25 protein-coding genes are annotated in these 23,716 nt (G+C 44.6%); all 25 read left to right on the top strand.

The window, feature by feature from the left end:
- Positions 1–95: 95 nt before the first annotated feature.
- The 25 genes from flhA to K5609_RS13450 all read left to right on the top strand — a co-directional run bounded on the left by flhA (position 96) and on the right by K5609_RS13450 (position 23,692).
- Positions 96–2,207 (top strand): flagellar biosynthesis protein FlhA, encoded by a 2,112-nt coding sequence (gene flhA, locus K5609_RS13570; RefSeq protein ID WP_221074128.1) that lies wholly within the window; start codon positions 96–98, stop codon positions 2,205–2,207.
- Between the two features lie 37 nt (positions 2,208–2,244).
- Positions 2,245–3,672, top strand: coding sequence for a flagellar biosynthesis GTPase FlhF (gene flhF, locus K5609_RS13565; RefSeq protein WP_246611854.1), 1,428 nt, complete (start codon positions 2,245–2,247; stop codon positions 3,670–3,672).
- The gene (locus K5609_RS13560) at positions 3,662–4,555 is read left to right on the top strand and encodes a MinD/ParA family protein (protein WP_281423322.1); all 894 of its coding nucleotides are present in this window, start codon (positions 3,662–3,664) and stop codon (positions 4,553–4,555) included. The genes flhF and K5609_RS13560 overlap by 11 nt, the downstream gene beginning before the upstream one ends.
- Positions 4,548–5,267, top strand: a complete 720-nt coding sequence (locus K5609_RS13555) for an RNA polymerase sigma factor FliA (protein WP_016401698.1) — start codon at positions 4,548–4,550, stop codon at positions 5,265–5,267. Before K5609_RS13560 ends, K5609_RS13555 begins: the two co-directional genes overlap by 8 nt.
- 127 nt (positions 5,268–5,394) lie before the next feature.
- Positions 5,395–5,778, top strand: coding sequence for a chemotaxis response regulator CheY (gene cheY, locus K5609_RS13550; protein ID WP_084681816.1), 384 nt, complete (start codon positions 5,395–5,397; stop codon positions 5,776–5,778).
- Between the two features lie 13 nt (positions 5,779–5,791).
- On the top strand, positions 5,792–6,532 hold the full coding sequence (locus tag K5609_RS13545) for a protein phosphatase CheZ (protein WP_221074126.1): 741 nt from the start codon (positions 5,792–5,794) through the stop codon (positions 6,530–6,532).
- Between the two features lie 11 nt (positions 6,533–6,543).
- Positions 6,544–8,676 carry a chemotaxis protein CheA gene (locus tag K5609_RS13540; protein ID WP_221074125.1) on the top strand — a complete coding sequence of 711 codons (2,133 nt, stop codon included), beginning with the start codon at positions 6,544–6,546 and terminating at the stop codon, positions 8,674–8,676.
- Positions 8,677–8,701: 25 nt separating this feature from the next.
- A complete protein-coding gene (locus tag K5609_RS13535; RefSeq protein WP_221074124.1) occupies positions 8,702–9,826 on the top strand; it encodes a protein-glutamate methylesterase/protein-glutamine glutaminase in 1,125 nt (374 codons plus the stop codon).
- Positions 9,819–10,565, top strand: coding sequence for a flagellar motor protein (locus K5609_RS13530; protein ID WP_221074123.1), 747 nt, complete (start codon positions 9,819–9,821; stop codon positions 10,563–10,565). Before K5609_RS13535 ends, K5609_RS13530 begins: the two co-directional genes overlap by 8 nt.
- 1 nt (position 10,566) lies before the next feature.
- Positions 10,567–11,490: a flagellar motor protein MotB gene (locus K5609_RS13525; protein ID WP_221074122.1), complete on the top strand. Its 924-nt coding sequence runs from the start codon at positions 10,567–10,569 to the stop codon at positions 11,488–11,490.
- Positions 11,490–12,275, top strand: coding sequence for a ParA family protein (locus K5609_RS13520; RefSeq protein ID WP_221074121.1), 786 nt, complete (start codon positions 11,490–11,492; stop codon positions 12,273–12,275). Before K5609_RS13525 ends, K5609_RS13520 begins: the two co-directional genes overlap by 1 nt.
- Positions 12,272–13,084, top strand: coding sequence for a chemotaxis protein CheW (locus tag K5609_RS13515; protein WP_221074120.1), 813 nt, complete (start codon positions 12,272–12,274; stop codon positions 13,082–13,084). The genes K5609_RS13520 and K5609_RS13515 overlap by 4 nt, the downstream gene beginning before the upstream one ends.
- A 138-nt stretch (positions 13,085–13,222) precedes the next feature.
- Positions 13,223–13,711 carry a chemotaxis protein CheW gene (locus K5609_RS13510; RefSeq protein ID WP_221074119.1) on the top strand — a complete coding sequence of 163 codons (489 nt, stop codon included), beginning with the start codon at positions 13,223–13,225 and terminating at the stop codon, positions 13,709–13,711.
- Complete coding sequence (locus K5609_RS13505) at positions 13,712–14,137, top strand: DUF2802 domain-containing protein (RefSeq protein ID WP_221074118.1); 426 nt, start codon at positions 13,712–13,714, stop codon at positions 14,135–14,137.
- 313 nt (positions 14,138–14,450) lie between these two features.
- The gene (gene ccmA / locus K5609_RS13500) at positions 14,451–15,086 is read left to right on the top strand and encodes a cytochrome c biogenesis heme-transporting ATPase CcmA (RefSeq protein ID WP_221074117.1); all 636 of its coding nucleotides are present in this window, start codon (positions 14,451–14,453) and stop codon (positions 15,084–15,086) included.
- A complete protein-coding gene (gene ccmB, locus K5609_RS13495) occupies positions 15,086–15,751 on the top strand; it encodes a heme exporter protein CcmB (RefSeq protein ID WP_221074116.1) in 666 nt (221 codons plus the stop codon). Before ccmA ends, ccmB begins: the two co-directional genes overlap by 1 nt.
- Before the next feature lie 33 nt (positions 15,752–15,784).
- Entirely contained in the window at positions 15,785–16,537 is a 753-nt protein-coding gene (locus K5609_RS13490; protein ID WP_221074115.1) for a heme ABC transporter permease, read from the top strand.
- Positions 16,538–16,541: 4 nt separating this feature from the next.
- Positions 16,542–16,748: a heme exporter protein CcmD gene (gene ccmD / locus K5609_RS13485; protein WP_221077262.1), complete on the top strand. Its 207-nt coding sequence runs from the start codon at positions 16,542–16,544 to the stop codon at positions 16,746–16,748.
- Positions 16,745–17,239 (top strand): cytochrome c maturation protein CcmE, encoded by a 495-nt coding sequence (gene ccmE / locus K5609_RS13480; protein WP_221074114.1) that lies wholly within the window; start codon positions 16,745–16,747, stop codon positions 17,237–17,239. The genes ccmD and ccmE overlap by 4 nt, the downstream gene beginning before the upstream one ends.
- 11 nt (positions 17,240–17,250) lie before the next feature.
- Positions 17,251–19,260 (top strand): heme lyase CcmF/NrfE family subunit, encoded by a 2,010-nt coding sequence (locus tag K5609_RS13475; protein WP_221074113.1) that lies wholly within the window; start codon positions 17,251–17,253, stop codon positions 19,258–19,260.
- On the top strand, positions 19,261–19,791 hold the full coding sequence (locus tag K5609_RS13470; RefSeq protein ID WP_221074112.1) for a DsbE family thiol:disulfide interchange protein: 531 nt from the start codon (positions 19,261–19,263) through the stop codon (positions 19,789–19,791).
- A 2-nt stretch (positions 19,792–19,793) separates the two neighbouring features.
- A complete protein-coding gene (locus K5609_RS13465; protein WP_221074111.1) occupies positions 19,794–20,264 on the top strand; it encodes a cytochrome c-type biogenesis protein in 471 nt (156 codons plus the stop codon).
- A complete protein-coding gene (gene ccmI, locus K5609_RS13460) occupies positions 20,264–21,535 on the top strand; it encodes a c-type cytochrome biogenesis protein CcmI (RefSeq protein WP_221074110.1) in 1,272 nt (423 codons plus the stop codon). The genes K5609_RS13465 and ccmI overlap by 1 nt, the downstream gene beginning before the upstream one ends.
- Before the next feature lie 161 nt (positions 21,536–21,696).
- Positions 21,697–22,470 carry an MlaA family lipoprotein gene (locus K5609_RS13455; RefSeq protein WP_221074109.1) on the top strand — a complete coding sequence of 258 codons (774 nt, stop codon included), beginning with the start codon at positions 21,697–21,699 and terminating at the stop codon, positions 22,468–22,470.
- A 220-nt stretch (positions 22,471–22,690) separates the two neighbouring features.
- Entirely contained in the window at positions 22,691–23,692 is a 1,002-nt protein-coding gene (locus K5609_RS13450; protein WP_221074108.1) for a response regulator, read from the top strand.
- The last annotated feature ends 24 nt before the right edge of the window (positions 23,693–23,716 follow it).

The following is a 23,716-nucleotide window of genomic DNA, read 5'->3' as shown; positions in this document are numbered from 1 at the left end:
CAGTTTCAGCACTTCATTAGTGCGTTTCATGTGGTTGGCTCAGTTATTGCTTTTCTTGTTCCATCAGTTGTTAGGAAGTCAGTATTTCGTCATTTATGGAAATCATCAATCGCCTCACCAGCTTTAAGCTTCAAGATCTAAAAAAAGTTGATATCAACGTTATAAAGGGCTTTGGCACGCCTATGGTAGTGCTAGCTACTTTAGGCATGGTGGTGTTGCCGATGGCCGCATGGCTATTGGATATTCTGTTTGCTTTCAATATCTCGCTTGCTTTAGTGGTGTTGTTGGTTGCTGTTTATACCAAACGTCCGCTGGATTTCGCGGTATTTCCTACCGTGCTGCTAATTGCTACTTTATTACGCTTAGCCTTAAATGTTGCCTCTACCCGTGTCGTTTTATTAGAAGGACATAATGGTGGAAATGCTGCAGGTAATGTCATTGAAGCTTTTGGTTCGGTGGTTATTGGCGGGAACTATGCTGTTGGTTTGGTGGTATTCCTGATTTTAATGATTATCAACTTTGTAGTGGTAACAAAAGGTGCTGGCCGTATCGCAGAAGTAAGTGCCCGTTTTACCTTAGATGCTATGCCAGGTAAGCAAATGGCGATTGATGCAGATTTAAATGCTGGCATTATCGATCAAGAACAAGCCCGAGAGCGCCGCGCCGACGTAACCAATGAAGCTGACTTTTACGGTTCAATGGACGGTGCCAGTAAGTTCGTGAAAGGTGATGCCATAGCTGGTATTTTAATTCTTTTCATCAACATTTTGGGTGGTTTTATTATTGGTGTGGCGCAGCATGACTTAAGCTTCGCCCAAGCTGCAGAGGTGTACACCCTATTAACCATTGGTGACGGCCTCGTAGCGCAAATCCCGTCTTTACTGTTGTCTATTGCAGCTGCCTTAGTGGTTACTCGCCAAAATACCGAAGCGGATATGGGCGAGCAAGTGAGCATGCAAATGTTCAAAGATCCACGGGTAATGATTATTTGTGGCTCGATTCTTTTCATTATGGGCATTGTTCCTGGTATGCCTCATTTGGCCTTTTTGACCTGTGCAGCGGTATGTTTAGGCGCTGCGTGGATGCGCCATAAAGGCGATGCTAAAAAAGCTTCCGAGACAGCATTACAGCCAGCTTCCTCGAGTTCTAATGTAAGCAGTGAGCCAAAAGAGTTAGGTTGGGATGATGTTCAACCGGTTGATGTGATTGGTCTTGAAGTGGGCTATCGTCTAATCCCATTGGTGGATAAATCTCAAGGTGGCGAATTATTGGCGCGTATTAAAGGCGTACGTAAGAAGCTATCTCAAGATTTAGGTTTTCTTGTGCCTGCCGTGCATATTCGAGATAACCTAGATTTAGGTCCTAACCAGTATCGGATAACCTTAATGGGCGTGACTTACGGTGAGTCGGAAGTATTCCACGATCGAGAAATGGCGATTAACCCTGGTCAGGTATTTGGTAAAATTGAAGGCCAAGCTACTACCGATCCAGCCTTTGGCCTAGAAGCCGCTTGGGTGGCTACTGAGCAGCGTGAACATGCGCAAACCCTAGGTTATACCGTTGTTGACTCGGCCACGGTTGTAGCGACCCACTTAAGTCAGCTTCTTACTAACAATGCCTCAAGCCTACTGGGTCACGAAGAAGTTCAAAACCTACTTGATATGCTAGGCGGTAATCTACCGAAACTGGTTGAAGGCTTAGTGCCTGATACGATGACCCTGTCTACGGTGGTTAAGGTACTGCAAAACCTATTGAATGAGGGCGTGCCGATTCGTGACGTTCGCAGTATTGTTCAAACCTTGGTTGAATATGGACCTAAGAGCCAAGATCCCGATATTCTTACCGCCGCCTGTCGTATTTCCTTAAAACGTTTGATCGTTCAAGAGTTGATTGGCAGCGAAGCCGAACTACCAGTAATAACCTTGTCTCCAGACTTGGAGCAGATATTGCATCAGTCTATGCAAGCGGCAGGAAACGATGGCGCAGGTATGGAGCCAGGTTTGGCAGAGAAACTCCAAGTATCATTAACGGAGGCGTGTCAAAACCAAGAAATGGCTGGTCAACCCGCTATCTTATTAACCTCGGGCATACTGCGTTCAAGTATGTCTCGATTTGTTAAAACAGCAATGCCTGCATTAAGGGTTCTGTCTTACCAAGAAGTGCCAGAAGATAAACAAATACGAATTGTGAGTTCAGTAGGGCAGTAGCCTCAGCGGATTAGCAAAAGGAAGGTGAACAGTGAAAATGAAACGCTTTTTTGCAAAAGATATGCGAACAGCACTAGCCGAAGTGAAGGAAACACTAGGCAGTGATGCGGTTATCATGTCCAACAAAAAGGTGACTGGTGGCATAGAAATTGTTGCTGCGGTCGAACCTTCCAGTACTAAACAAGCTGTGTCTAAAAGCGATAGAGAATTGCCTGAAGACAGCGTCAAATTGTCGTCTATGAATGCTGGCACAGCCAAAAAGGCGCCAACAAAACAGCACCCTAGTCATGATTTTGACGAAAATGCCAGTTTGAAAGATAACCTAACCAACTTTATGCAGCGCCATCAAAAGCGTCAGAAAGAAAACTTGCAACAGTCTCAGCAAAAACAGCAACAACAGCGACCTCGCACTGTTCAAGCTCCACGCTCTTTAGCTCAACAACAAGGTTGGGCGCAGCAAGGCTCTTTATCCAGCAAACCAAGTAATACCTCACTTGGCGGCCAGCCAGCAAGCCCTGCATCCGCTGCAGCAGGTAACGAAGTCGGCGAGCTTAAGAAAGAAATGGCTGCGATGCGTAAACTGCTTGAGCATCAAGTCTCTGGATTAATGTGGCAGGAAGTTGAACGTCAAGAGCCGGTGCGAGCGATGTTAATTAAACAATTGCAACTAGTTGGTTTTGATGAAGATATGGCAGACCAAATCGCTGGATATATCCCTGAAGAACTGGGTGTTCAAGAAGGTTGGCAGCATTTACGTGAACTATTAGTTAATCAACTGCCGGTTGGCCAGGACGAGATTTTATTAAAGGGTGGAGCAATTGCCTTGCTTGGCCCAACAGGCGTAGGCAAAACTACCACCATTGCTAAGTTAGCCGCACAGTTTGCGATGCGCCATGGCGCCGAAAGTGTGGCGATGATTACTACCGACACCTACCGTATTGGCGCCCATGAGCAACTTGCCACTTATGGCAAAATCATGGGCTGTGCAGTTCGAGTCGCCAACGATGAAGAAGAGCTTTCACAGTTGCTTTATCAGTTTAAAGACAAAAAATTAGTGCTTATTGATACCGCAGGCATGAGCCAACGTGATCTTCGCTTACACGAGCAATTAGATAAGTTAGTAAAAAACAGCCGGGTGAATATTCGCAACTACTTGGTAATGTCGGCCAATGCGCAGCGTCGGGTAATTGAAGAAACTGTGAACCAATTTCAGCGAATTCCTTTAGCTGGTACCATACTTACCAAATTAGATGAAAGCTTGGCATTAGGCGAAGTGTTAAATGTAACCTTGCGCCATGCCTTACCAATAAGTTACGTTACTCACGGCCAACAAGTGCCTGAAGATATTGCGGTAGCTGCGCCTACCCAACTAATTGAACAAGCATTATCGGTTATCGATAAGCAAAGCCAGCAACATTTCTGGTTTAGTGAAACCGAACAACAAAAGGTTTCAGATGTATTCTAAAGACAATGAATTTGACCAAGCTAGCGGCTTAAGAATGATGCAACAAAAAAACAATGTAAAAGTCATCGCTGTAACGGGCGGCAAAGGGGGCGTAGGTAAAACTAACGTTACTCTTAACATGGGCATAGCCATGGCTGCGCAAGGTAAGCGCGTAATGGTGCTAGATGCCGACTTAGGCCTAGCAAATGTAGATGTGCTGCTTGGTTTACGTGTGACCAAAAACTTATCTCATGTTTTGTCCGGCGAGTGCACCTTAGATGAAGTATTAGTTAAAGGGCCTAATGGGATTTTAATCGCGCCGGCTACTTCTGGTACTCAATCAATGGTGGAGCTCAGTCCTGCGGAACACGCTGGGCTTATTCGTGCTTTTAGCAGCATGAAAACACCCATTGATGTATTGCTGGTTGACACCGCAGCGGGTATCTCCGACATGGTGTTAAGCTTTGCCAAAGCCTCTCAAGACATTCTAGTGGTGGTGTGTGATGAGCCAACCTCTATTACCGATGCTTATGCGCTAATAAAGCTGCTTTCAAACCAGCACGGTGTATACAAATTTAAAGTGGTAGCAAACATGGTGCGAAGTTTACGCGAAGGCCAAGAGCTGTTTGCTAAGCTTACGCGAGTAACCGATCGTTTCTTGGATGCTACACTCGAACTAGTATCTTGTATTCCTTATGACAATAACGTGCGCTTAGCCGTGAGAAAGCAGCGAGTAGTGGTAGAGGCCTATCCAAAGTCTCCTGCATCTTTGGCGTTTCGCTCGTTAGCAAGCAAGGGTTCTACTTGGCCTATTCCTGAACAAGCAGGTGGACATTTAGAATTTTTCATCGAGAACCTTCTCGAATTTGGACAACGTAAAAATAGAGAACAGCTTAGTGAATAAAGTTGCCGCTTATGCCAGCGCTAATGACACTAATGTTTTGGTGGAGCGCCATGCAAACTTGGTCAAACGGATAGCCCATCACCTAATGGCTAGGCTTCCGGCTAGCGTGATTGTTGATGACTTGATCCAATCAGGAATGATTGGCTTAATCGAAGCCGCGCGTAACTTTGATGGTTCAAAAGGCGCCAGCTTCGAAACCTACGCCGGCATTCGCATTCGTGGCTCTATGCTTGACGAAATTCGTCGAGGCGATTGGGTGCCGCGTTCGGTGCACAAAAACAGCCGCGCCATCAGTGACGCAATCGCTGAGGTTGAGAAAGAAAAAAACGGTGACGCAAAAGACGCCGAGGTTGCAGCAAAGCTTGGGGTAAGCCTGAGCGAATACCATTCAATGTTGTCTGATGTAAATTGCGGACGCATTTTAGGTATCGACGACCTAGGTGTCAGTGAAGACGTTATATCAAGTGAAGAAAGCCGAGAGCTAAACCGACCCTTTGAAGGTTTTGCTAACCAACGCTTTCAGCAATCTCTTGCCGAGTGCATTAAAGGCCTTCCAGAGAGAGAGGCACTGGTTTTGTCCCTCTATTATGATGAAGAACTTAACCTAAAAGAAATTGGTGAAGTATTGAGCGTAAGCGAGTCCCGAGTCAGTCAAATTCATAGTCAAGCGCTTGCTCGAGTTAAAACTCGAATGCGAGATTGGACACAATAGAGAAATTCATCCTTACATTTCTTGTAAAAGATGGACTAAAATTGTGTTTATTAAGGCATAATATCTATATTACATAAATTTTTGGCCTAATTAGTGGCTTGTAAAACATCCTGTTGGGGGACGTACCTTGGATAAAAATATGAAAATTCTGGTTGTTGATGATTTTTCAACGATGAGAAGGATTATTAAAAACCTACTTAGAGATCTTGGTTTCAACAATACTCATGAAGCCGATGACGGAAATACCGCATTACCTATGCTTAAAGGCGGCGATTTCGAATTTGTGGTAACTGATTGGAACATGCCTGGAATGGAAGGCATTGATCTATTGAAAAATATTCGTGCCGACGAAAGTTTGTCTCACCTACCTGTTTTAATGGTAACTGCCGAAGCAAAACGTGAACAGATCATTGAAGCTGCTCAAGCCGGCGTAAATGGATATATTGTTAAACCTTTCACTGCAGCCACGCTAAAAGAGAAGCTAGATAAGATTTTCGAAAGACTACAATAAGAAAGGAAGATGCGTGAGCACAGATACTCCGATTATTTCATTAGCCGACGCCAAATCTTTGGTTGCGCTACTTGAAGAAGGAAATGTCGCCGAGGCGAATCAACTTGTTAGTGAGCTTTGTGCTCCAAAAGCTAATCTGCTATTTGATAAGGTTGGGCAGCTCACTCGTCAGCTTCATGACTCTTTAAATGAATTTAAACTCGATATTCGAATTAACGAGTTAGCTAATCAAGAAATACCAGACGCTAAAGAGCGGTTAAACTATGTGATAGAGATGACCGATCAAGCAGCCAATAAAACCATGGACGCAGTAGAGTCTGGCCTTCCAATTGCCGATCAATTAACTAACGAAATCAACAGTATCATGCCTATATGGCAAAGTTTGATGGAACGAAGAATTGAAATCGGCCAATTTAAGGCGCTATGTCACCAAATCGATATTTTCCTTAATAGTTCTTCAGCAAATGCCGATAAACTACGTAGCATGTTAACCGAAATATTGATGGCTCAAGATTTCCAAGATTTAACCGGTCAGATGATTCGTAAGGTAATCACCTTGGTGCAAGAGGTGGAAGAAAGCTTGGTTGAAATGCTTACCTTGTTTGGAAATGAAAACGTCGAAGTAGTAGAAAATAATAAAGTGACTAAATCTGCTATTGAAGCCGAAGGGCCAATATTAAATAAAGAGCAAAGGGACGACGTTGTTAACGATCAAGATGATGTTGATGACTTATTGTCTAGTTTAGGATTTTAAGGGAGTAGCGCATGTCGTTTGATGTAGATGAAGACATCTTACAAGACTTTCTCGTAGAAGCGGCGGAGATCCTTGAGCAGCTGTCTGAACAGCTGGTTGATTTAGAAAAACGTCCAGATGACAGTGACTTGTTAAATGCCATATTCCGTGGCTTCCATACCGTTAAGGGTGGGGCAGGCTTTTTGTCATTAACCGAGTTGGTTGATGTTTGTCATGGTGCGGAGAATATTTTTGATACCCTGCGCAATGGCGGAAGAGGTGTATCGCCTGAGCTAATGGATGTAATTCTCGAAGCGCTAGATTCTGTTAATGATATGTTTGCTCAAGTTCAGGCGCGTGAGCCTTTAACACCTGCGTCTCCTGAGTTGATTGACAGCTTGCATCAATTGTCTCAACCAGAGTCCGCCGACGAAGTGGCTGCAGAGCCAGAGCCAGAGCCAGAGCCAGAGCCAGAGCCAGAGCCTGTTACTGCAGCGCCAAGTGCCGATGCCGGCAATATTGACGAAATTTCCGATGATGAGTTTGAGCGTTTGCTCGATGAGCTGCATGGCTCAGCGGCTCCTTCTCCTGACGCCGCACCAAAACCTGCGCCCGCAGCACCAGTGCAAAAAGCCGCTAGCGATGGTGATATTTCAGATGATGAATTTGAAAAACTGTTGGATGAACTTCATGGTTCAAAAGCTCCAAGTGCTAGTAAACCTGCAGCGCCAGTCGCCCCAGCAGCGAAACCTAGCTCAAACGGTGATGAAATTGGCGACGACGAATTTGAGAAGCTGCTAGACCAATTACATGGTGCTGGTAAAGCCCCAGACGCGAAGGTGACACCGGCAAAAGCAACACCTAAGCCTGCCGCTAAAATTGAAGCTAGCCCCAAAGTGCCTGCTAAACCAGCAGCACCGGCCAAGCCTGCTGCTAAGGCTGCTCCTGCCAAACAAGAGCCTGCAAAAGCGCCAGCCAAGCAAGCTGTGCCTCAAGGTGAAACGACAGTTCGCGTAGATACCCGCACGCTTGACGATATTATGAATATGGTTGGTGAGCTGGTACTGGTGCGAAACCGCTTAGTAAGCTTGGGCCTTAATAGCAACGATGAAGATATGTCTAAAGCCACCGCTAACTTGGATGTGGTGACTGCGGATCTGCAAGGTGCGGTAATGAAAACCCGCATGCAGCCAATCAAAAAAGTGTTTGGCCGTTTCCCTCGAGTGGTTCGAGATTTAGCCCGAAGCTTGAAGAAAGACATTAACCTTGAGTTGGTGGGTGAAGATACAGACTTAGATAAAAACTTAGTTGAAGCTCTCGCTGATCCATTGGTTCACTTAGTACGAAACTCGGTTGATCACGGTATAGAAATGCCAGACGATCGCGTTGCTTCGGGTAAACCGCGTACTGGTGTTATTCGCTTATCAGCCTCACAAGAAGGTGATCACATCTTGCTTAAAATCGAGGATGATGGCGCCGGTATGAATGCCGATAAGCTAAAATCTATAGCGATCGAGCGCGGTGTGCTTGATGCAGATGCTGCTGCGCGTATGCCAGATAAAGATGCTTATAGCCTTATTTTCGCCCCTGGTTTCTCTACCAAGACAGAGATTTCAGACATCTCTGGTCGAGGTGTGGGCATGGATGTGGTGAAAACCAGCATTACCCAACTAAATGGTTCAGTTGATATTGACTCACAATTGGGGCAGGGCACTACACTACAAATTAAAGTACCGCTAACCTTGGCTATTTTGCCAACCTTGATGGTTGACGTTGGCAAGCAGACTTTTGCTTTACCACTGACTAGCGTGAATGAAATCTTCCATCTTGACCTTACCAAAACTAACGTAGTTGATGGTCAAGAAACCGTGATTGTTCGCGACAAGGCTATTCCGCTGTTTTATTTGCAAGACTGGTTGATTAGAAATGGCCAATCTGGAGAGCGCAGCTCTCAAGGGCACGTGGTTATCGTACAAATTGGCCCACAACAAGTCGGTTTTGTGGTTGATAACCTGATTGGCCAAGAAGAAGTGGTGATCAAAGCCTTAGACCAATTATTGCAAGGTACTCCAGGTATGGCTGGTGCCACAATCACTAGTGATGGCCGTATTGCTTTAATTCTTGATATCCCAAGCCTGTTGAAACGCTACGCCCGTAAGATGTAAGCCTAGCCTTTAAGAAGAATCTAACATGGCAATAAAAGTACTTGTAGTTGATGATTCGAGCTTTTTCCGTCGCCGGGTAAGCGAGATCATCAACGCAGACCCTTCATTAGAAGTGGTCGATACCGCAAAAAATGGCCGTGAAGCCATCGACATGGTCGCTCGTCTTAAACCCGATGTAGTGACCATGGATATCGAAATGCCGGTAATGGACGGTATTACAGCCGTTCGCGAAATTATGGCGAAGAATCCCACTCCGGTGCTTATGTTCTCATCGCTAACTCATGAAGGGGCAAAGGCCACCCTTGATGCTCTAGAAGCCGGTGCTCTAGATTTCATTCCTAAAAAGTTTGAAGACATTGCTCGAGATAGAGAAGAAGCCGTTAGCCTGCTTCAGCAACGAGTAAAGGCAATTGCTCGCCGCCGCGTTAGCGCACGAAGAAGTGTTAGCGCCCCGACAGCAAGTGCTCCTGTTCGACCTGGTTCTGCTACAAGACCTGCAGTAAAAACTTCTACAAGTGCTTCTGCTTCCCAGCCGAAAGAGCGCACTGCTGCGCGTTTTAAGCCTTCTGGTAAGCGCTATAAGTTGGTGGCTATTGGTACATCAACAGGTGGCCCAGTTGCGTTACAAACTATTCTTACCCAAATACCAGCCGGTTTTTCAAAACCTATTTTATTAATTCAGCATATGCCGGCTACCTTTACTGCTGCCTTTGCTCAGCGATTAAATAGCTTGTCGAGAATCAATGTTAAACAAGCTGAGGATGGCGACGAATTACGTCCTGGTTGCGCATATTTGGCGCCAGGTGGTAAGCAAATGTTGGTTGAAGGCCGTGGCTCTTACGGTCGTTTACGTGTGATAGATGGTAACGACAAAGTAAACTACAAACCTTGTGTTGATATTACCTTTGCTTCATTAGCGAAGAGTCACCAGTCTAACGTATTGGCGATGATTCTTACTGGTATGGGCGCCGACGGCAGAGACGGAGCGCGTTTACTGAAAGAACAAGGTTCTACCATTTGGGCGCAAGATGAAGCTAGTTGTGTGGTGTACGGTATGCCTCAAGCGGTAGCTAGTGCAGGTTTGGCGTCTGAGCAACTCCCTCTTGATCGCTTTTGTGAGGCGATTGTAGCGGAAATAGGGAATGGATAAACTAAGCATTGCTGGCGTGTTTATCGCCTTCTCTGCTGTTGGTTTTGGTCATTCTTTAGCGGGTGGTAGCTTTTCAGACCTAGTTAATTTGCACGCCTTTATCATCGTTATAGGCGGTACGGTTGGCGCTGTTATGCTACAAACACCCGCTTCTCAATTTGTCCAAGCGATAAAATCCATTCCACGAGTTTGGCAAAACCAACAGCTTGACGTAAAAAAACAAACTCAATTAATTTTAAGTTGGTCTCACACCGTTCGTAAAGATGGTTACCTAGTATTAGAAAAACACCGACAACAAGCCGATGCCTTTAGTGTATTGGGCTTAGAAATGTTGATCGACGGAGCCGAGACCGAACAGTTAAAACAGTCATTAGAAGACATAATTGATCTTGAGCAAAACCGCTTAGAAAAACAAGCTGGGGTGTTTGAAGCGATGGGAGGGTATTGCCCAACCGTTGGTATCCTCGGGGCGGTACTAGGGCTAATTCAAGCCATGGACTTTTTAACTAGTCCCGAGCAATTAGGTCAGGGAATTGCCGTGGCATTTGTTGCCACCATTTACGGGGTGGGCTTTGCCAACTTTGTATTTTTGCCGATTGCCAATAAGCTCCGTGCCCTAGCAGGAGAGCGAGCAATATACCAAGAGATGACTCTCGCCGGCTTAGTTTCTATTGCCGACGGCGCCAGTAGTATGGAAGTGCAAAGGCGCTTGCATAGCTTTAATACGGAACTTCACTAATATGCGCCATCGCTACGCCACGCAGGCAAAGCGTAACGCAAGTACCGAACGCTGGTTGGTGTCTTATGCTGATTATATGACGCTGATGTTTGCCTTGTTTGTCGTTTTATACGCTATGGCCATTGCTAATGAAAATGAGTATCCCGAATTACAAGCCAGTTTGCAGCACGCTATTTCACTTTTCGAAACCGATAAAGTCTCAAATCAAGCTATTGTTGCCATCGAGTCTGAAGGTTCATCAGAAGCGGGCATATTATTCGGTGGGCAATCTATATTAGATGGGGAAGTCTTTAAACGTGTCGAAGTTACTCCAGCAACTAGCCATGATCAAAGTAATGGTGACAATGAAGGATTTATTCAGCTTGCTGAACAACTGGCAACAGAGTTTAAAGATTTTCTAAAAACTGACGATATAGTAATAAGTTATGATGAACAGTGGCTCACTATAGAGCTGGATAGCCGACTGTTTTTTGCTAGTGGCAGTGCGTACTTACTCAAACCTGCAACTCAGGTTATTGATGTGTTAGCAGAAAAGTTAAGTCAAATTGATAACTATATTCGAGTTCGTGGTTACACTGATGAAAACAGTATTGATAGTGAGCTTTACCCTAGCAATTGGGAGTTATCTGCGGCGCGAGCAACACGTGTCTTAAGAGAGCTGCAAACTAGGGGAGTACCACCTGCTAGAATGGCATTAGAAGCTTATGCGGAGTTTGCTCCTGATGAAACCAGTATGAGTAATCGAAAAAACCGTAGAGTAGTCATCGCCTTAGCAAAAACTTTATGGCAGCCAAAGGTAGAAGTAAGCTCTGAAATACCGGTTAAAGCGGAAGATGAACCTACAAAACAACCAGACAGTGAAACCATGTTAGCTGTGCCCTTAGAAGGCGGCGGGGTACGTTTTACAACAAGGCAGGAAGAATAGTGAAAGTTTGGACAGTAGCCAATCAAAAAGGCGGCGTAGGTAAAACCACTACGGTAATTTCGCTTGCCGGTTTGTTGGCACAGCAGGGTAAACGCGTACTGTTGTTAGATACCGATCCGCATGCTTCGTTAACCAGTTATTTGGGTTTTGATGTTGATAGTGTGCAAGGCACCCTATACGAGCTTTATCAAAACAGCCAAATTGATGATGCGATGGTTACTCATAGTATCCAAGCCACAGCATTTGACAATTTAGACCTGATCCCGGCCAGTATGGCTTTAGCGACTTTAGATAAAGTGTTGGGTCAACGTGAAGGAATGGGCCTAATACTCAAACGCATTTTATCTCGCGTAGAAGATAAATATGACTATGTGCTGATTGATTGCCCACCTGTGCTGGGGGTAATGATGGTAAACGCTTTAGCTGCCAGTGACAGAGTGTTAGTGCCGGTGCAAACCGAGTTTTTAGCGATTAAAGGTTTGGAGCGCATGGTTAAAACCTTAGCTATTATGCAGCGTTCTTGTCCCGCTCCCTTGCGCTATACCGTGGTTCCAACTATGTATGATAAGCGCACCAGAGCGTCATTGGCAGCGCTTAAAGAACTACAAGAAACCTACCCTAAAAATATTTGGAATTCAGTTATCCCCATCGACACTAAGTTTCGCGATGCCAGTCTTCGTCATACTCCGCCTTCTTATCATATTAAGAACTGTCGCGGTGTTTTTGCTTACCAAACATTATTAGCACACTTGCAGCAAATGACTGATGAGCAGGGGCTATTATGAACAGTGACAAATTAATGGAACAGGCCCTTGGTGATTACTTTGATTCATTATTAAGTGAACCGGCTCCAGAGCCAGAAAAACTACCTCAGTTAAAACCAGAACCTCAAACAAATGCCGAACAAGGTTTAGCACCTCAAACCAAGCCTTTAGCTGAGCTGTTTGCTGAAGCTGAACAGCGCGTGGCTGCAGTCGCAGAAGCGCAACCGGTATTGCTGCCGATTAAAGAGTTGCCGGAACAAGCACCCGAGATTCAAGTTGAAGAGAAGATTGAAGAACTAGAGCAGCAGGTAGCAGAGCAAGACATTGCGGTTGAAACCGAAATATCCCTTGCTCCGCAAGAAGAACCAACTGCCGCAGAATGGCAAAATATTGACACGGATAACGACTTTCAGGTGCTATTTTTTGAAGTGGCAGGCGTTACATTCGGCGTGCCTCTTACTCAGCTTGGAGGTATTCACAGAATTTCCGAAGTGAGCCCCTTGTTTGGTAAGCCACCTTGGTTTTCCGGCATTATGATTGAGCGCGAAGAAAAGCTAAGTGTTGTTGATACCGCTAAATGGGTGATGCCAAATCAGCCCTTTGAGCCAGAGTATAAATACTTAGTGATGTTGGGCGAAAGTGCCTGGGGTTTAAGCTGTGAGAAACTATTTGGCACAGAACGATTAAACCGAGATGACGTAAAATGGCGTTCAACGCCAGGTCAAAGGCCTTGGTTAGCCGGAATGGTAAAACAAAAAATGTGTGCTTTGTTGCATGTAGAAGAACTACAACAAATGCTCGCAGATGGCGTAGATATCGAAGGACATTAAAAATCTGAGAGCCCGATAGGCTTCTCAGTTTGAAAAGGTAGGAAAATCTGCCATTTAGTTTTATAACATATGATATATACTGAATAATATGAGTTGCGAGATCCGATAGGACTCACGAATACTAAAAAGGACACGCAGATGAGCGAGCAGCGTAACATCGCAGAAAATATTGCCGAAGATGAAGTATTACAATGGGTGACTTTTCAGCTAGAAAGTGAAACCTACGGCATCAACGTAATGCAGGTACAAGAAGTATTGCGTTATACCGAAATTGCCCCAGTACCAGGTGCGCCAAACTATGTACTAGGTATTATTAACTTGCGCGGTAATGTGGTTACGGTTATTGATACCCGTTCACGTTTTGGTTTGCCTTCTTCAGATATCACTGAGAATTCACGAATTGTTATTATTGAAGCTGAATCTCAAGTGATTGGTATCCTAGTAGATAGCGTTGCCGAAGTGGTTTACTTGCGCTCGTCTGAGATTGATATGGCGCCAAATGTGGGCACTGAAGAAAGCGCTAAGTTTATCCAAGGTGTGAGTAATCGAGATGGACAATTACTCATCTTAGTTGATCTAAATAAACTGCTTTCTGATGAAGAGTGGGACGAAGTAAGCTCACTATAAATGGATTGGATTAATCTGATTGCCCTAGTGGCTACCGTTGTTTGCCTTGTTGGTGCTATTTGGTTCAGCAACAAGGCGCAACAGCAATTGAAAGCCAATGAGCAAAAAATGCAAAGCTTAGAGGTGGTCACCAAAAATCTTCTTCAGTCACATCGCGTGGTTGAAAAGCAACTACAAGAAATTCATCAAGCCAATGTTTCTCTGGTGGGCGAGTTAGAGCGTCAAAGTGAACAAGTTGAGCAAGCTTTCCTTCGTACCTCTCAAATCCAATCGCAAGATCCCGACAGCAAATTGTATACTCGAGCGGTAAAGCTGGTTGAGCTAGGTGCAGATTTAGATGAAGTAATGCGCGAGTGTGAGCTGCCAAAAGCTGAAGCTGAATTGCTGCTAAGTTTGCGCAATAAAATGAAAGGCCAAGTGAGTTAAGCTGGTTATAACGAGAGAATGCTTTTGCTTAGCTTTCCGTGTTTACACTCAATGATTTAACCTCATTAACCCGATTTAAATTCTTGGTTTTTCCTCGCTTCCTTTACATTTCTATTATGGCTTTATTAATTTAAATTAATTGCGAGCGCATGTTAGCGCTCAACTGAAATACCCCAATATACAACTAGGCTATGTTTTTGTTACTTGTATTGCAAAGCTCTGTAAACATGGCGTTAATCCTTAAGCTCAATCTAGTTTTTAGGCTTAGCTGTGTTAACATCCTAGCCTCTGTGTTGGGTAAGAAAATAGTTGAATGTTAAAGGTTAATGGACTGTGTTGTGTACGTGAAGAGCGAGTATTGTTCGACGACTTGTCTTTCACATTATCACCGGGTGAAATTTTGCAAGTTGCTGGGCCAAATGGCGCCGGTAAAACCAGTTTGTTACGATTAATTTCCGGCTTGTCACGCCCCGAAAGCGGTGAGATTTTGTGGCAAGAAGAAGCTATTTCTCAACAGGCTGAGCAATACCATCAACAGTGTCTCTATCTAGGCCATCATGCTGGGGTAAAGGCCGAACTTAGCGCAGTAGAAAACTTACGTTTTTATCTAGGATTGGCTGGCCAAAGCATGGAGCAAGAACAGCTCTATGCTTTGTTAACCCGCGTAGGTTTAGCAGGATTAGAAGAAGAAGCTGTTGCTCATCTTTCAGCAGGACAACAGCGCAGAGTAGGGCTGGCTAGGTTGTGGCTGGTTGCGCGCAAATTGTGGATCCTTGATGAACCATTTACTGCGATAGACAAGCAAGGCGTCGCGTACTTGGAACAAGTTATTTTGTCTCATGCTCAAGCAGGGGGAATGGTATTGTTAACGACTCATCAAGAGTTAAATATTCCTACTTCTGACTATCGAATCTTAGAGATTAAGCCGGCCTTTGAGGAAGCGCTGTAATGCATGCGTTTACTACTGTTGTTAAGCGTGAGCTTCTAGCCGCTTTTCGGCAAAAGTCAGATGTGCTTAATCCGCTGTGGTTTATTCTCATCGTTATTACCTTATTCCCCATCGCGGTAGGGTCAGAGCCCTTGTTATTGGCCAAAATAGCGCCGGGCATTTTGTGGGTGGCAGCGCTGTTATCTTCGTTATTGTCTTTGGAGCGTTTATTTCGAGATGATTTTGCAGATGGGTCTTTAGAACAGATGCTGATGAGTGGCTCATCGCTAGCCTTGATAGCCTTGGCTAAAATCGTGGCCCATTGGCTGATAACAGGTGTGCCTATCTTATTGCTTTCGCCTCTTTTGGCAGTGCTACTGTCTTTAGAATGGCAAAGTTTCCAAGCTACCTTTTACACCTTAGTGCTAGGGACCCCAGTATTGAGTTTGATTGGTTCTGTAGGGGTCGCCTTAACCGTTGGTTTACGCAAAGGCGGCGTTTTACTTAGCTTGTTAGTTTTGCCTTTGTATATTCCAGTGTTGATTTTTGCGACATCTGCGATTGAAGCTGCGTCATTAAGCTTGCCCTATGCTGGGCATTTAGCGATCATGGGCGCCATAAGCTTACTTGCTCTCACCTTGGCTCCTTTTGCTACGGCTGCAGCGCTAAGAGTAAGCATTAACTAAATTTAGAATAAGACCGAGAGAGTAAATACCATTATGTGGAAATGGTTACATCCATACGCAAAACCTGAGGCGAGTTACACCCTAGCAGGAAAATTTGTGCCTTGGTTTAGTGTTTTTGCCATTGTGTGTTTTTCTGTAGGCTTAGTGTGGGGCCTTTTATTTGCACCTGCCGATTACCAACAAGGCGACAGCTTTAGAATTATCTATATTCATGTGCCTTCAGCGATTATGTCGATGGGCGCATATTCATCAATGGCCATTGCGGCTTTTATTGGTTTAGTTTGGCAAATTAAACAAGCCGATATGTATGTAGCAGCTGTTGCGCCAGTTGGCGCAGTGTTTACTTTTATTGCCTTATTTACCGGCGCTGCTTGGGGTAAACCAATGTGGGGAGCATGGTGGGTATGGGATGCGCGCCTTACTTCAGAGTTAATACTGCTGTTTTTATATTTGGGGGTTATTGCCCTTTATAATGCTTTTTCTGATAAAACCATGGCTGGTCGCGCTGCGGGCATTCTCAGCATTGTTGGTGTGATTAATTTACCTATTATTCATTACTCGGTAGAGTGGTGGAATACCCTGCATCAGGGCGCAACCATTACCAAGTTTGATAAACCCTCTATCGATTCCCGAATGCTATGGCCTTTACTGCTTAATATTCTAGCTTTTGGATTTTTCCTTGGCGCGGTGAGCTTGGTTCGCTTTAGAACTGAACTGTTGCGCCGCGAGCAACGTAGACCATGGGTACAACAACTTATTCAACGCCATATTCAAGCAAAGGGGTAGCATGATGCAATTTGAATCAGTCGCAGATTTTTTTGCTATGGGTGGTTATGGTTTTTATGTGTGGCTTTCGTTTGGGGTAAGCGCTCTAGCCATGGTAGGTATAGTGATAGACAGTATTGTTAAACGAAATGCCATTTTTAAATCTGTTGCGCGCCAATCTGCGCGACAGCAACGAGTTGAAGCAGCAAAAGAGGTAACTGAACGCTTATGAACCCAAGACGTAAAAAACGCTTAACGATTGTTCTAGCAATTGTAATTGGTTTGGGGGCTTCTATTGGCTTGTTACTGTATGCGTTACAACAGAATATCGACTTGTTTTACACACCCACCGAGCTGGTGAACGGTAAAGGAAAGGATGAGATTAAACCGGAAGTAGGCCAACGTTTAAGAATTGGTGGCTTAGTATTACCGGGCACGGTTGAGCGCTCGCAAACTAGTTTAATGGTAAGTTTTAAGCTTAGCGACGCCGGTGGTGGTATTGTGACCATTAACTACGAAGGCATTCTGCCCGATTTATTTCGCGAAGGGCAAGGCATTGTAGCGCAAGGCGAGCTGGCCAATGCAACAACCGTAAATGCTTTTGAAGTATTAGCTAAACATGACGAAGAATACATGCCACAGGAAGTGGCTGAAGCACTAGAAGGTATGGAACACTTTAAACCAGAATATACAGAAGCCCAGCTTAAAGGCTCTGGACACTAGAGACGGTAATTATGATCCCGGAACTTGGACATTACGCACTAATTCTTTCTTGTGCGTTAGCTATTTTACAAAGTGTGTACCCGCTATGGGGCGCTAGCAAAAATAGTGTTTCTTTAATGAAGCTTGCTCGACCTTTAGCGCTAGCGCAGTTTGCCTTCGTCACATTGTCTTTTGTGGTCTTGAGCTACTCATTTGCTATAAATGATTTCTCGGTGGCTTATGTGGCTAATAACTCGAACAGCCAGTTACCGGTTTACTACCGTTTATCAGCTGTTTGGGGAGCGCACGAAGGTTCATTATTGCTGTGGGCAATGATTTTGTCGGGGTGGGGCGCTGCAGTAGCAATGTTTAGTCGCGGCTTACCGCTCGACGCTGTTGCGAGGGTAGTGGCCGTAATGGGCATGATATGTGTAGGTTTTTACCTGTTCATCTTGCTTACTTCAAACCCCTTCGATAGAACCTTGCCGTTTTTCCCGGTCGATGGACAAGATTTAAATCCATTGCTGCAAGACGTTGGTTTGATCTTCCACCCACCTCTTTTATACATGGGCTACGTTGGCTTCTCGGTGGCTTTTGCTTTTGCTATCGCTGCACTAATGGCCGGGCGTTTAGATTCCACTTGGGCCCGTTGGTCTCGCCCTTGGACAATGGCGGCTTGGATTTTCCTTACCTTAGGTATTTCTCTAGGAAGCTGGTGGGCATACTACGAACTAGGTTGGGGCGGTTGGTGGTTTTGGGATCCGGTAGAAAATGCCTCATTCATGCCGTGGTTAGTAGGTACTGCGCTGCTGCATTCATTGGCGGTAACCGAAAAGCGAGGGGTGTTTAAATCCTGGACTGTGTTGCTGGCTATATCGGCGTTTTCTCTTAGCCTATTAGGAACCTTTTTGGTTCGCTCCGGCGTATTGGTCTCGGTGCATGCCTTTGCTAGCGACCCCGCTCGTGGTTTGTTTATTCTAGGCTTCTTGTTGGTGGTGATTGGTGGCTCCTTATTGCTGTTTGCTATTCGTGGCTCACAGGTGAAAAGTCGCGGAACTTATAGTTTGTTTTCTCGCGAGACCTTCTTGTTAATCAACAACATCTTACTAGTGGCTGCCTTAGTGGTGGTATTACTGGGTACTTTATTGCCGCTTATTCACAAGGAAATCGGCCTTGGCAGCATCTCAATTGGTGAGGCCTTCTTTAACCGAATGTTTAGCTGGATGATTGTGCCTTTTGCTATTGCTTTAGGTATTGGTCCGCTGCTGCGGTGGAAGCGCCAAGATATTCGCCCGCTTAAAGGCTGGTTGCTGGCTTTAGCAGCATTTAGTTTGTTGGTGCCAGCTGCATTGTTAGCAATGCTAGCACCGAAGTTTTACGCCTTGGCCTACATGGCGCTTGCCTTATCGTTTTGGGTGATTAGCTGTACAGCTTTAGAAGTATATTTGCGTGCCACTCACCGTCACAGTTTCACCAAAGGTTTAAAAGTACTTAGTCGTTCTCATTGGGCAATGGTACTTGGCCATTTAGGCCTAGCGGTAACGGTAATTGGCGTGGCATTGACTAGCCATTACAGTATTGAACGTGACTTGCGTTTAGAGCCAGGTGATTCGGTCACCTTTGCTGCTTACTCTTTTCACTTCAAACAGGTTGAGCCTTTAGTTGGCCCAAACTACGAAGGCCATGTTGGGGTGATAGACGTATATAAAGACGAGCACTTAGCAACAACCTTGCGCGCAGAAAAACGCTTCTATCGGGTGCAACGAAACATGATGACAGAAGCTGCCATTGATGCAGGCTTATGGCGTGACTTATACGCAGCAATGGGTGAGCAGCTTCCCGGTGGAGCATGGGCAGTGCGCCTATATTACAAACCCTTCATTCGTTGGATTTGGCTAGGCTCAATTATTATGGCAATTGGCGGCATATTTGCCATGTCGGATAAACGCTATCGTTTCAAAATTAAACAAGAACAGTTAAGTGGCAAGCCACCTGTAAAAAGTGCGAGTAGTAAAAGCACTGATTTGGTAGAGGAGGCTTAAATGAATAAACGTATTTTTTATTTTTTACTGCCTCTTATCGCCTTCTTGTTTATGGCGGTGTTTTTGTATCGCGGTTTGTACAGCGACGCTACCGAGCTTGAGTCGGTATTAATAGGCAAGCCGGTTCCGCAATTCACTTTGCAAGATATTTATCAGCAAGATAAGCAGCACGATGCTGCGATATTTAAGGGTGAGCCCTTGTTGCTAAATGTTTGGGCTACCTGGTGTCCTACCTGTCGCGCAGAACATACCTTTCTAAATTCATTGGCTGAACAGGGCGTTAAGATTGTTGGTCTAAATTACAAAGACGATCGAGTTAAAGCAATAAAGTGGTTGGAGCAACTGGGTAACCCTTATCAAGTGAACTTGTATGATGGTAAGGGCCTGTTGGCATTAGACCTTGGTGTGTATGGAGCTCCAGAAACCTATTTTATCGATAGCCAAGGCGTAATTCGTTATCGCCATGTGGGTGATGTAAACGCGCGTAATTGGCAAGCAGAGCTTGCGCCAATATTTGCTGGTTTGGATTAATCATGATGAAAACTTTTCAACGCTTTTTAGCGGTGCTGTTACTTAGCCTTCCTATAATGGCGAACGCTGCGATTTCAGCTCACGAGTTTGATAATCCAGAACAGGAAGAGCTGTTTCGAGAGTTAACACGTGAGTTACGTTGTCCTAAATGTCAAAACAATAACATCTCAGATTCTAACGCAGGGCTTGCTCAAGACTTACGCGAGAAAACCTACCAAATGGTGAAGTCGGGTAGTGATAAACAAGAAGTATTGGATTATATGGTAGCGCGCTATGGCAACTTTGTTCGCTACGACCCACCACTTACTCCAGCCGTACTTACCCTGTGGATAGCGCCGGTTTTAATTATATTGATTGGTGGATTTACTGTGTGGCGACTAGCCCGAAGAAGAAAAGACGCAAAACCTGCGCTAGATGTGGCTGAACAAGAACGCCTTGAGCAGCTAATTAAACAAACGGAGCAAGAAAAATAATGACAGTATTTTGGTTGGCTGCTGCCGTTTTAACCCTGTTGGCTGTGGCGGTTGTTGTATTGCCTTTGTGGCGACAACGAGACAGTCGCTCGGTGACTCAAACAGAGCTTAATAAAACTCTCTACAAAGATAGATTAATTGAAATTGAACAAGAGAATGCGCAAGGCTTAGCTGAAGACAGCTCAGTGTTAGTGAGCGAACTTCAGCATAACTTGTTGGATGATATTCCCGAAGAAACAAATGCCAAACGCAGTGCCATTTCCCCTTGGGTTGCGCTTCCCGGTGTGGTTTTTGTGGTGGCTATTTCCATTGGCATGTATATCAAACTAGGCAGTGCTGAAAAGGTTCAAGACTGGCAGGCGATTGTGCAAAAAATGCCAGAGCTGAGTAACAAGGTGCTGCTTGGTCAAGGTGGTGAGGTAAGTGAACAAGACTTAAATGAGTTCGCTTTAGGCTTGCGTACCAAGTTACATAATGACCCAAGTGATACACGCGGCTGGTTTTTATTAGCTAAAGTTGGCCAAGCTCTAAATCGTTTAGACATTATGACCGATGCCGCAGAGCAGGCTTATATGCGCGATTCAAAAAGTGCCAATATTATAGCTGTTTATGCTCAATCTTTGTTCTACAGTGGCGAGCCTAGTGAACAAGCGCGCGCTGAGCGACTATTAGTATTAGCCCTACAGCAAGACTCTAGTCAATTAGAGCTTTGGTCCTTGTATGCTTTTATGGCACTTGAGCAACAGCAGTTTCAGTTGGCTATTGATCGCTGGCAGAGAATGCTAAGTTTGGTTGACGCTGATTCTGAGCGCTATCAAATGTTGCAACAAAGTATTGAATTTGCCGAAGCGCAAATTGCTCAACAGCAAACGCCAGCTGCGGAGCAAACCCCGGCTGTTGAGCAAGCGGTGGTTGAAAACAATCCAGCAAGTGGTCCTAGCTACAGTATTACCGTAGATGTGAAAGAAGGGCTAGATGTGCCAGGCTCAAGCTTCTTGTTTGTGTTCGCTAAGTCTGTGAATGGGCCGCCAATGCCTTTAGCTGCCAAAAAAGTCGCACACCCACGTTTTCCCGTAACGGTGAATTTGTCGGACAGTGATAGCATGATGGAAGGTCTAAAGCTTTCTCAGCAAGGTGATTTTTATATTACCGCTCGCTTATCTTACGATAACAACGTGCAAACCATTGAAGGTGATTGGGAAGGGCAATCTTCTGCTATCTCTCAGGGCGAAGAACAAGCAATAAGTTTGCTTATCGATACTCCCCTGTAATTATGTATTAATATTGTAAGTGTTAATAGTTTTTACTATTCAGCTCTTAACATAGATGCCATAATAAAAAGAGGTTGCTTAGCAACCTTTTTTTATTTGTGTTCGCAAATTATTTGGTGAGTTGATTTGCGATAGGTATCCGACCAAGGAAGGGGGTCTGAGTGCGTAAAGTAGTTACAGCTTTTTTGATGTTTGCTGTTATGTTGTCTACTGCATCTACCACAATGGCTAATGAAGTAGAGGCTTTTGATGAGCCTTATCAAGATTTTTCCGATCCCTTCGAGGGCTTCAATCGAAGCATGTGGAACTTCAACTATAATTATTTGGATAAACCTCTTTATCGTCCGGTAACACATGTGTATGCCGAGTACTTACCCTTTGGCATTCGCGAAGCCATGAACAACGTTATTCGTAACTTGGAAGAGCCTGCTAGTTTTGCTAACCACCTCCTGCAAGGCAAGGTAGAGCGTGCTTCTAATAACCTAGTTCGATTTTTGTTTAACTCCAGCTTTGGTATTTTTGGCATTTTCGACCTAATGGGACGCTCCGGTGTACAGCGAGACATTGAAGAGTTTGGCGATGTAATGGGATTTTATGGGGTGCCAGAAGGGCCTTATGTAATGTTGCCAGTACTTGGGCCAACCACTGTTCGTAAAGAAGTCGGTGACTGGGTAGATGCTTTTGCCTCACCGCTAACTAACTTAACTTTTACCGAGCAGGTAATTAAGTGGGGCTTAGATGGCCTGTATAAACGTGCATCAGTTATTGAGCAAGAACCGTTATTAGATAACTCGCTAGACAGCTATACCTTCGTTAAAGATGCCTACCTACAATATCGCTTATATCGCTTCTATAATGGCAAGCCACCTACGTCTTCAAAACAAGATATTGATTCAGCTTTAGAAGATTATTTAGACGAGTTAGAAGATTATTAATTAAGCTGAACTATGCTTGTAAGTAGTATAGTTCAGCTCACCTAAAGGCCTCCGCTGCTAGTGTTAGCGCTGCCAAGTTTAATTTGGTTTTTTGCATACCTTTGTGTGGTGTAAATTTTATACACGCTTGCTGGCGTTGCTGTTACTTTGCTTATATTATCAACACATTAGACCACCTAAATGCTATTAACGTATTAATTAATAAGGATATTTGGAGAGAGTGCTGGAGCGCGACGATAACCCTTTATACGGGATCTCAATTTTAGTTGTAGAAGATGAAGTGGTGTTTCGTCAGCAGTTGCTCGCGTTTCTAACTCAACAAGGCGCAATGGTTGGGGCTGTAGGAGATGGACAAGAAGCCCTTAATGCTATTAATCAACAACACTACGATATTATTTTAATGGATCTCATCATGCCGCGCATGAATGGGGTAGAACTGCTGCAACGCTTAGACAGCTTCCCCGGCAGTGTTGTGGTTATTTCTGGTAAAAGCACCATGGCCGATTTACGTAAGGTATTGCAGCTCGGTGCTAGTGACTTTTTAGTTAAACCGCTTACCGATTTTAATGAGTTAACTGACACCATTCTTGCTAACCTTTCAATGGCTAACGAGCACAACCTGCAAATGGAATTTGCTGAGTTTGATGAGCATAAAGCCCACTTTAAAGCCAATGATGCTCAAGCGAGCATGGTATTGAATGAAATCCTTCCAGAGAATACCCAAGAAGTCATCGGGTTCTTTTGTCATTATCGATTGAAAGGGCAATCTCTATTTCCGATTATTAAGCAAATTGACGAGCATCATGTAGGTTTTTTGGTGGTTGATATTTGCTTATTAGGTGATGAAGGAGTGGTTGCTGCAGTCATTATAAATGGCTTTTTCCAAGATATGTGGAATCGCTTTTTGGTTAATGACCCGACAGCGCTTCAACCCAGCGAAGCGCTTAGTACGCTTAACCGTATTATTAAAGCGGCAGACTTACGGGCACCGGTTGCCTGTTTGTATGGTGTGATAGAGCACGACCAAGTATTGTTTGCCAATGCCGGTTTGTTAGATGCGCCAACTCCTTTTGATGCAGCTCATCCTGGAATGCCTTTAGGTCTTAACGCCGATGCTCATTACTTAGAAAGCATTGGCAAGCTTTCAGACATAGGCTTTAGTTTGCGCTTCAAAAACTTGGCTGACGATCGCATTAACCTAAAACTCTTCCCGGTAAACTAGTGACCAACCTATATAACGTCTTTA

It is taken from the genome of Agarivorans aestuarii, assembly GCF_019670125.1.
In the GTDB taxonomy this organism is placed as follows: Bacteria; Pseudomonadota; Gammaproteobacteria; order Enterobacterales; family Celerinatantimonadaceae; genus Agarivorans; species Agarivorans aestuarii.
This window is presented reverse-complemented; position numbering and strand designations above follow the sequence as displayed.

Excerpts from the sequence above, each read along its gene's own strand:
- flhA (WP_221074128.1), top strand. The coding sequence starts at position 96 with ATGGAAATCATCAATCGCCTCACCAGCTTTAAGCTTCAAGATCTAAAA.
- flhF (WP_246611854.1), top strand. The coding sequence starts at position 2,245 with ATGAAACGCTTTTTTGCAAAAGATATGCGAACAGCACTAGCCGAAGTG.
- K5609_RS13560 (WP_281423322.1), top strand. The coding sequence starts at position 3,662 with ATGTATTCTAAAGACAATGAATTTGACCAAGCTAGCGGCTTAAGAATG.
- K5609_RS13540 (WP_221074125.1), top strand. The coding sequence starts at position 6,544 with ATGTCGTTTGATGTAGATGAAGACATCTTACAAGACTTTCTCGTAGAA.
- K5609_RS13535 (WP_221074124.1), top strand. The coding sequence starts at position 8,702 with ATGGCAATAAAAGTACTTGTAGTTGATGATTCGAGCTTTTTCCGTCGC.
- K5609_RS13530 (WP_221074123.1), top strand. The coding sequence starts at position 9,819 with ATGGATAAACTAAGCATTGCTGGCGTGTTTATCGCCTTCTCTGCTGTT.
- K5609_RS13525 (WP_221074122.1), top strand. The coding sequence starts at position 10,567 with ATGCGCCATCGCTACGCCACGCAGGCAAAGCGTAACGCAAGTACCGAA.
- K5609_RS13515 (WP_221074120.1), top strand. The coding sequence starts at position 12,272 with ATGAACAGTGACAAATTAATGGAACAGGCCCTTGGTGATTACTTTGAT.
- K5609_RS13510 (WP_221074119.1), top strand. The coding sequence starts at position 13,223 with ATGAGCGAGCAGCGTAACATCGCAGAAAATATTGCCGAAGATGAAGTA.
- K5609_RS13505 (WP_221074118.1), top strand. The coding sequence starts at position 13,712 with ATGGATTGGATTAATCTGATTGCCCTAGTGGCTACCGTTGTTTGCCTT.
- ccmA (WP_221074117.1), top strand. The coding sequence starts at position 14,451 with ATGTTAAAGGTTAATGGACTGTGTTGTGTACGTGAAGAGCGAGTATTG.
- ccmB (WP_221074116.1), top strand. The coding sequence starts at position 15,086 with ATGCATGCGTTTACTACTGTTGTTAAGCGTGAGCTTCTAGCCGCTTTT.
- K5609_RS13490 (WP_221074115.1), top strand. The coding sequence starts at position 15,785 with ATGTGGAAATGGTTACATCCATACGCAAAACCTGAGGCGAGTTACACC.
- ccmD (WP_221077262.1), top strand. The coding sequence starts at position 16,542 with ATGCAATTTGAATCAGTCGCAGATTTTTTTGCTATGGGTGGTTATGGT.
- ccmE (WP_221074114.1), top strand. The coding sequence starts at position 16,745 with ATGAACCCAAGACGTAAAAAACGCTTAACGATTGTTCTAGCAATTGTA.
- K5609_RS13475 (WP_221074113.1), top strand. The coding sequence starts at position 17,251 with ATGATCCCGGAACTTGGACATTACGCACTAATTCTTTCTTGTGCGTTA.
- K5609_RS13470 (WP_221074112.1), top strand. The coding sequence starts at position 19,261 with ATGAATAAACGTATTTTTTATTTTTTACTGCCTCTTATCGCCTTCTTG.
- K5609_RS13465 (WP_221074111.1), top strand. The coding sequence starts at position 19,794 with ATGATGAAAACTTTTCAACGCTTTTTAGCGGTGCTGTTACTTAGCCTT.
- ccmI (WP_221074110.1), top strand. The coding sequence starts at position 20,264 with ATGACAGTATTTTGGTTGGCTGCTGCCGTTTTAACCCTGTTGGCTGTG.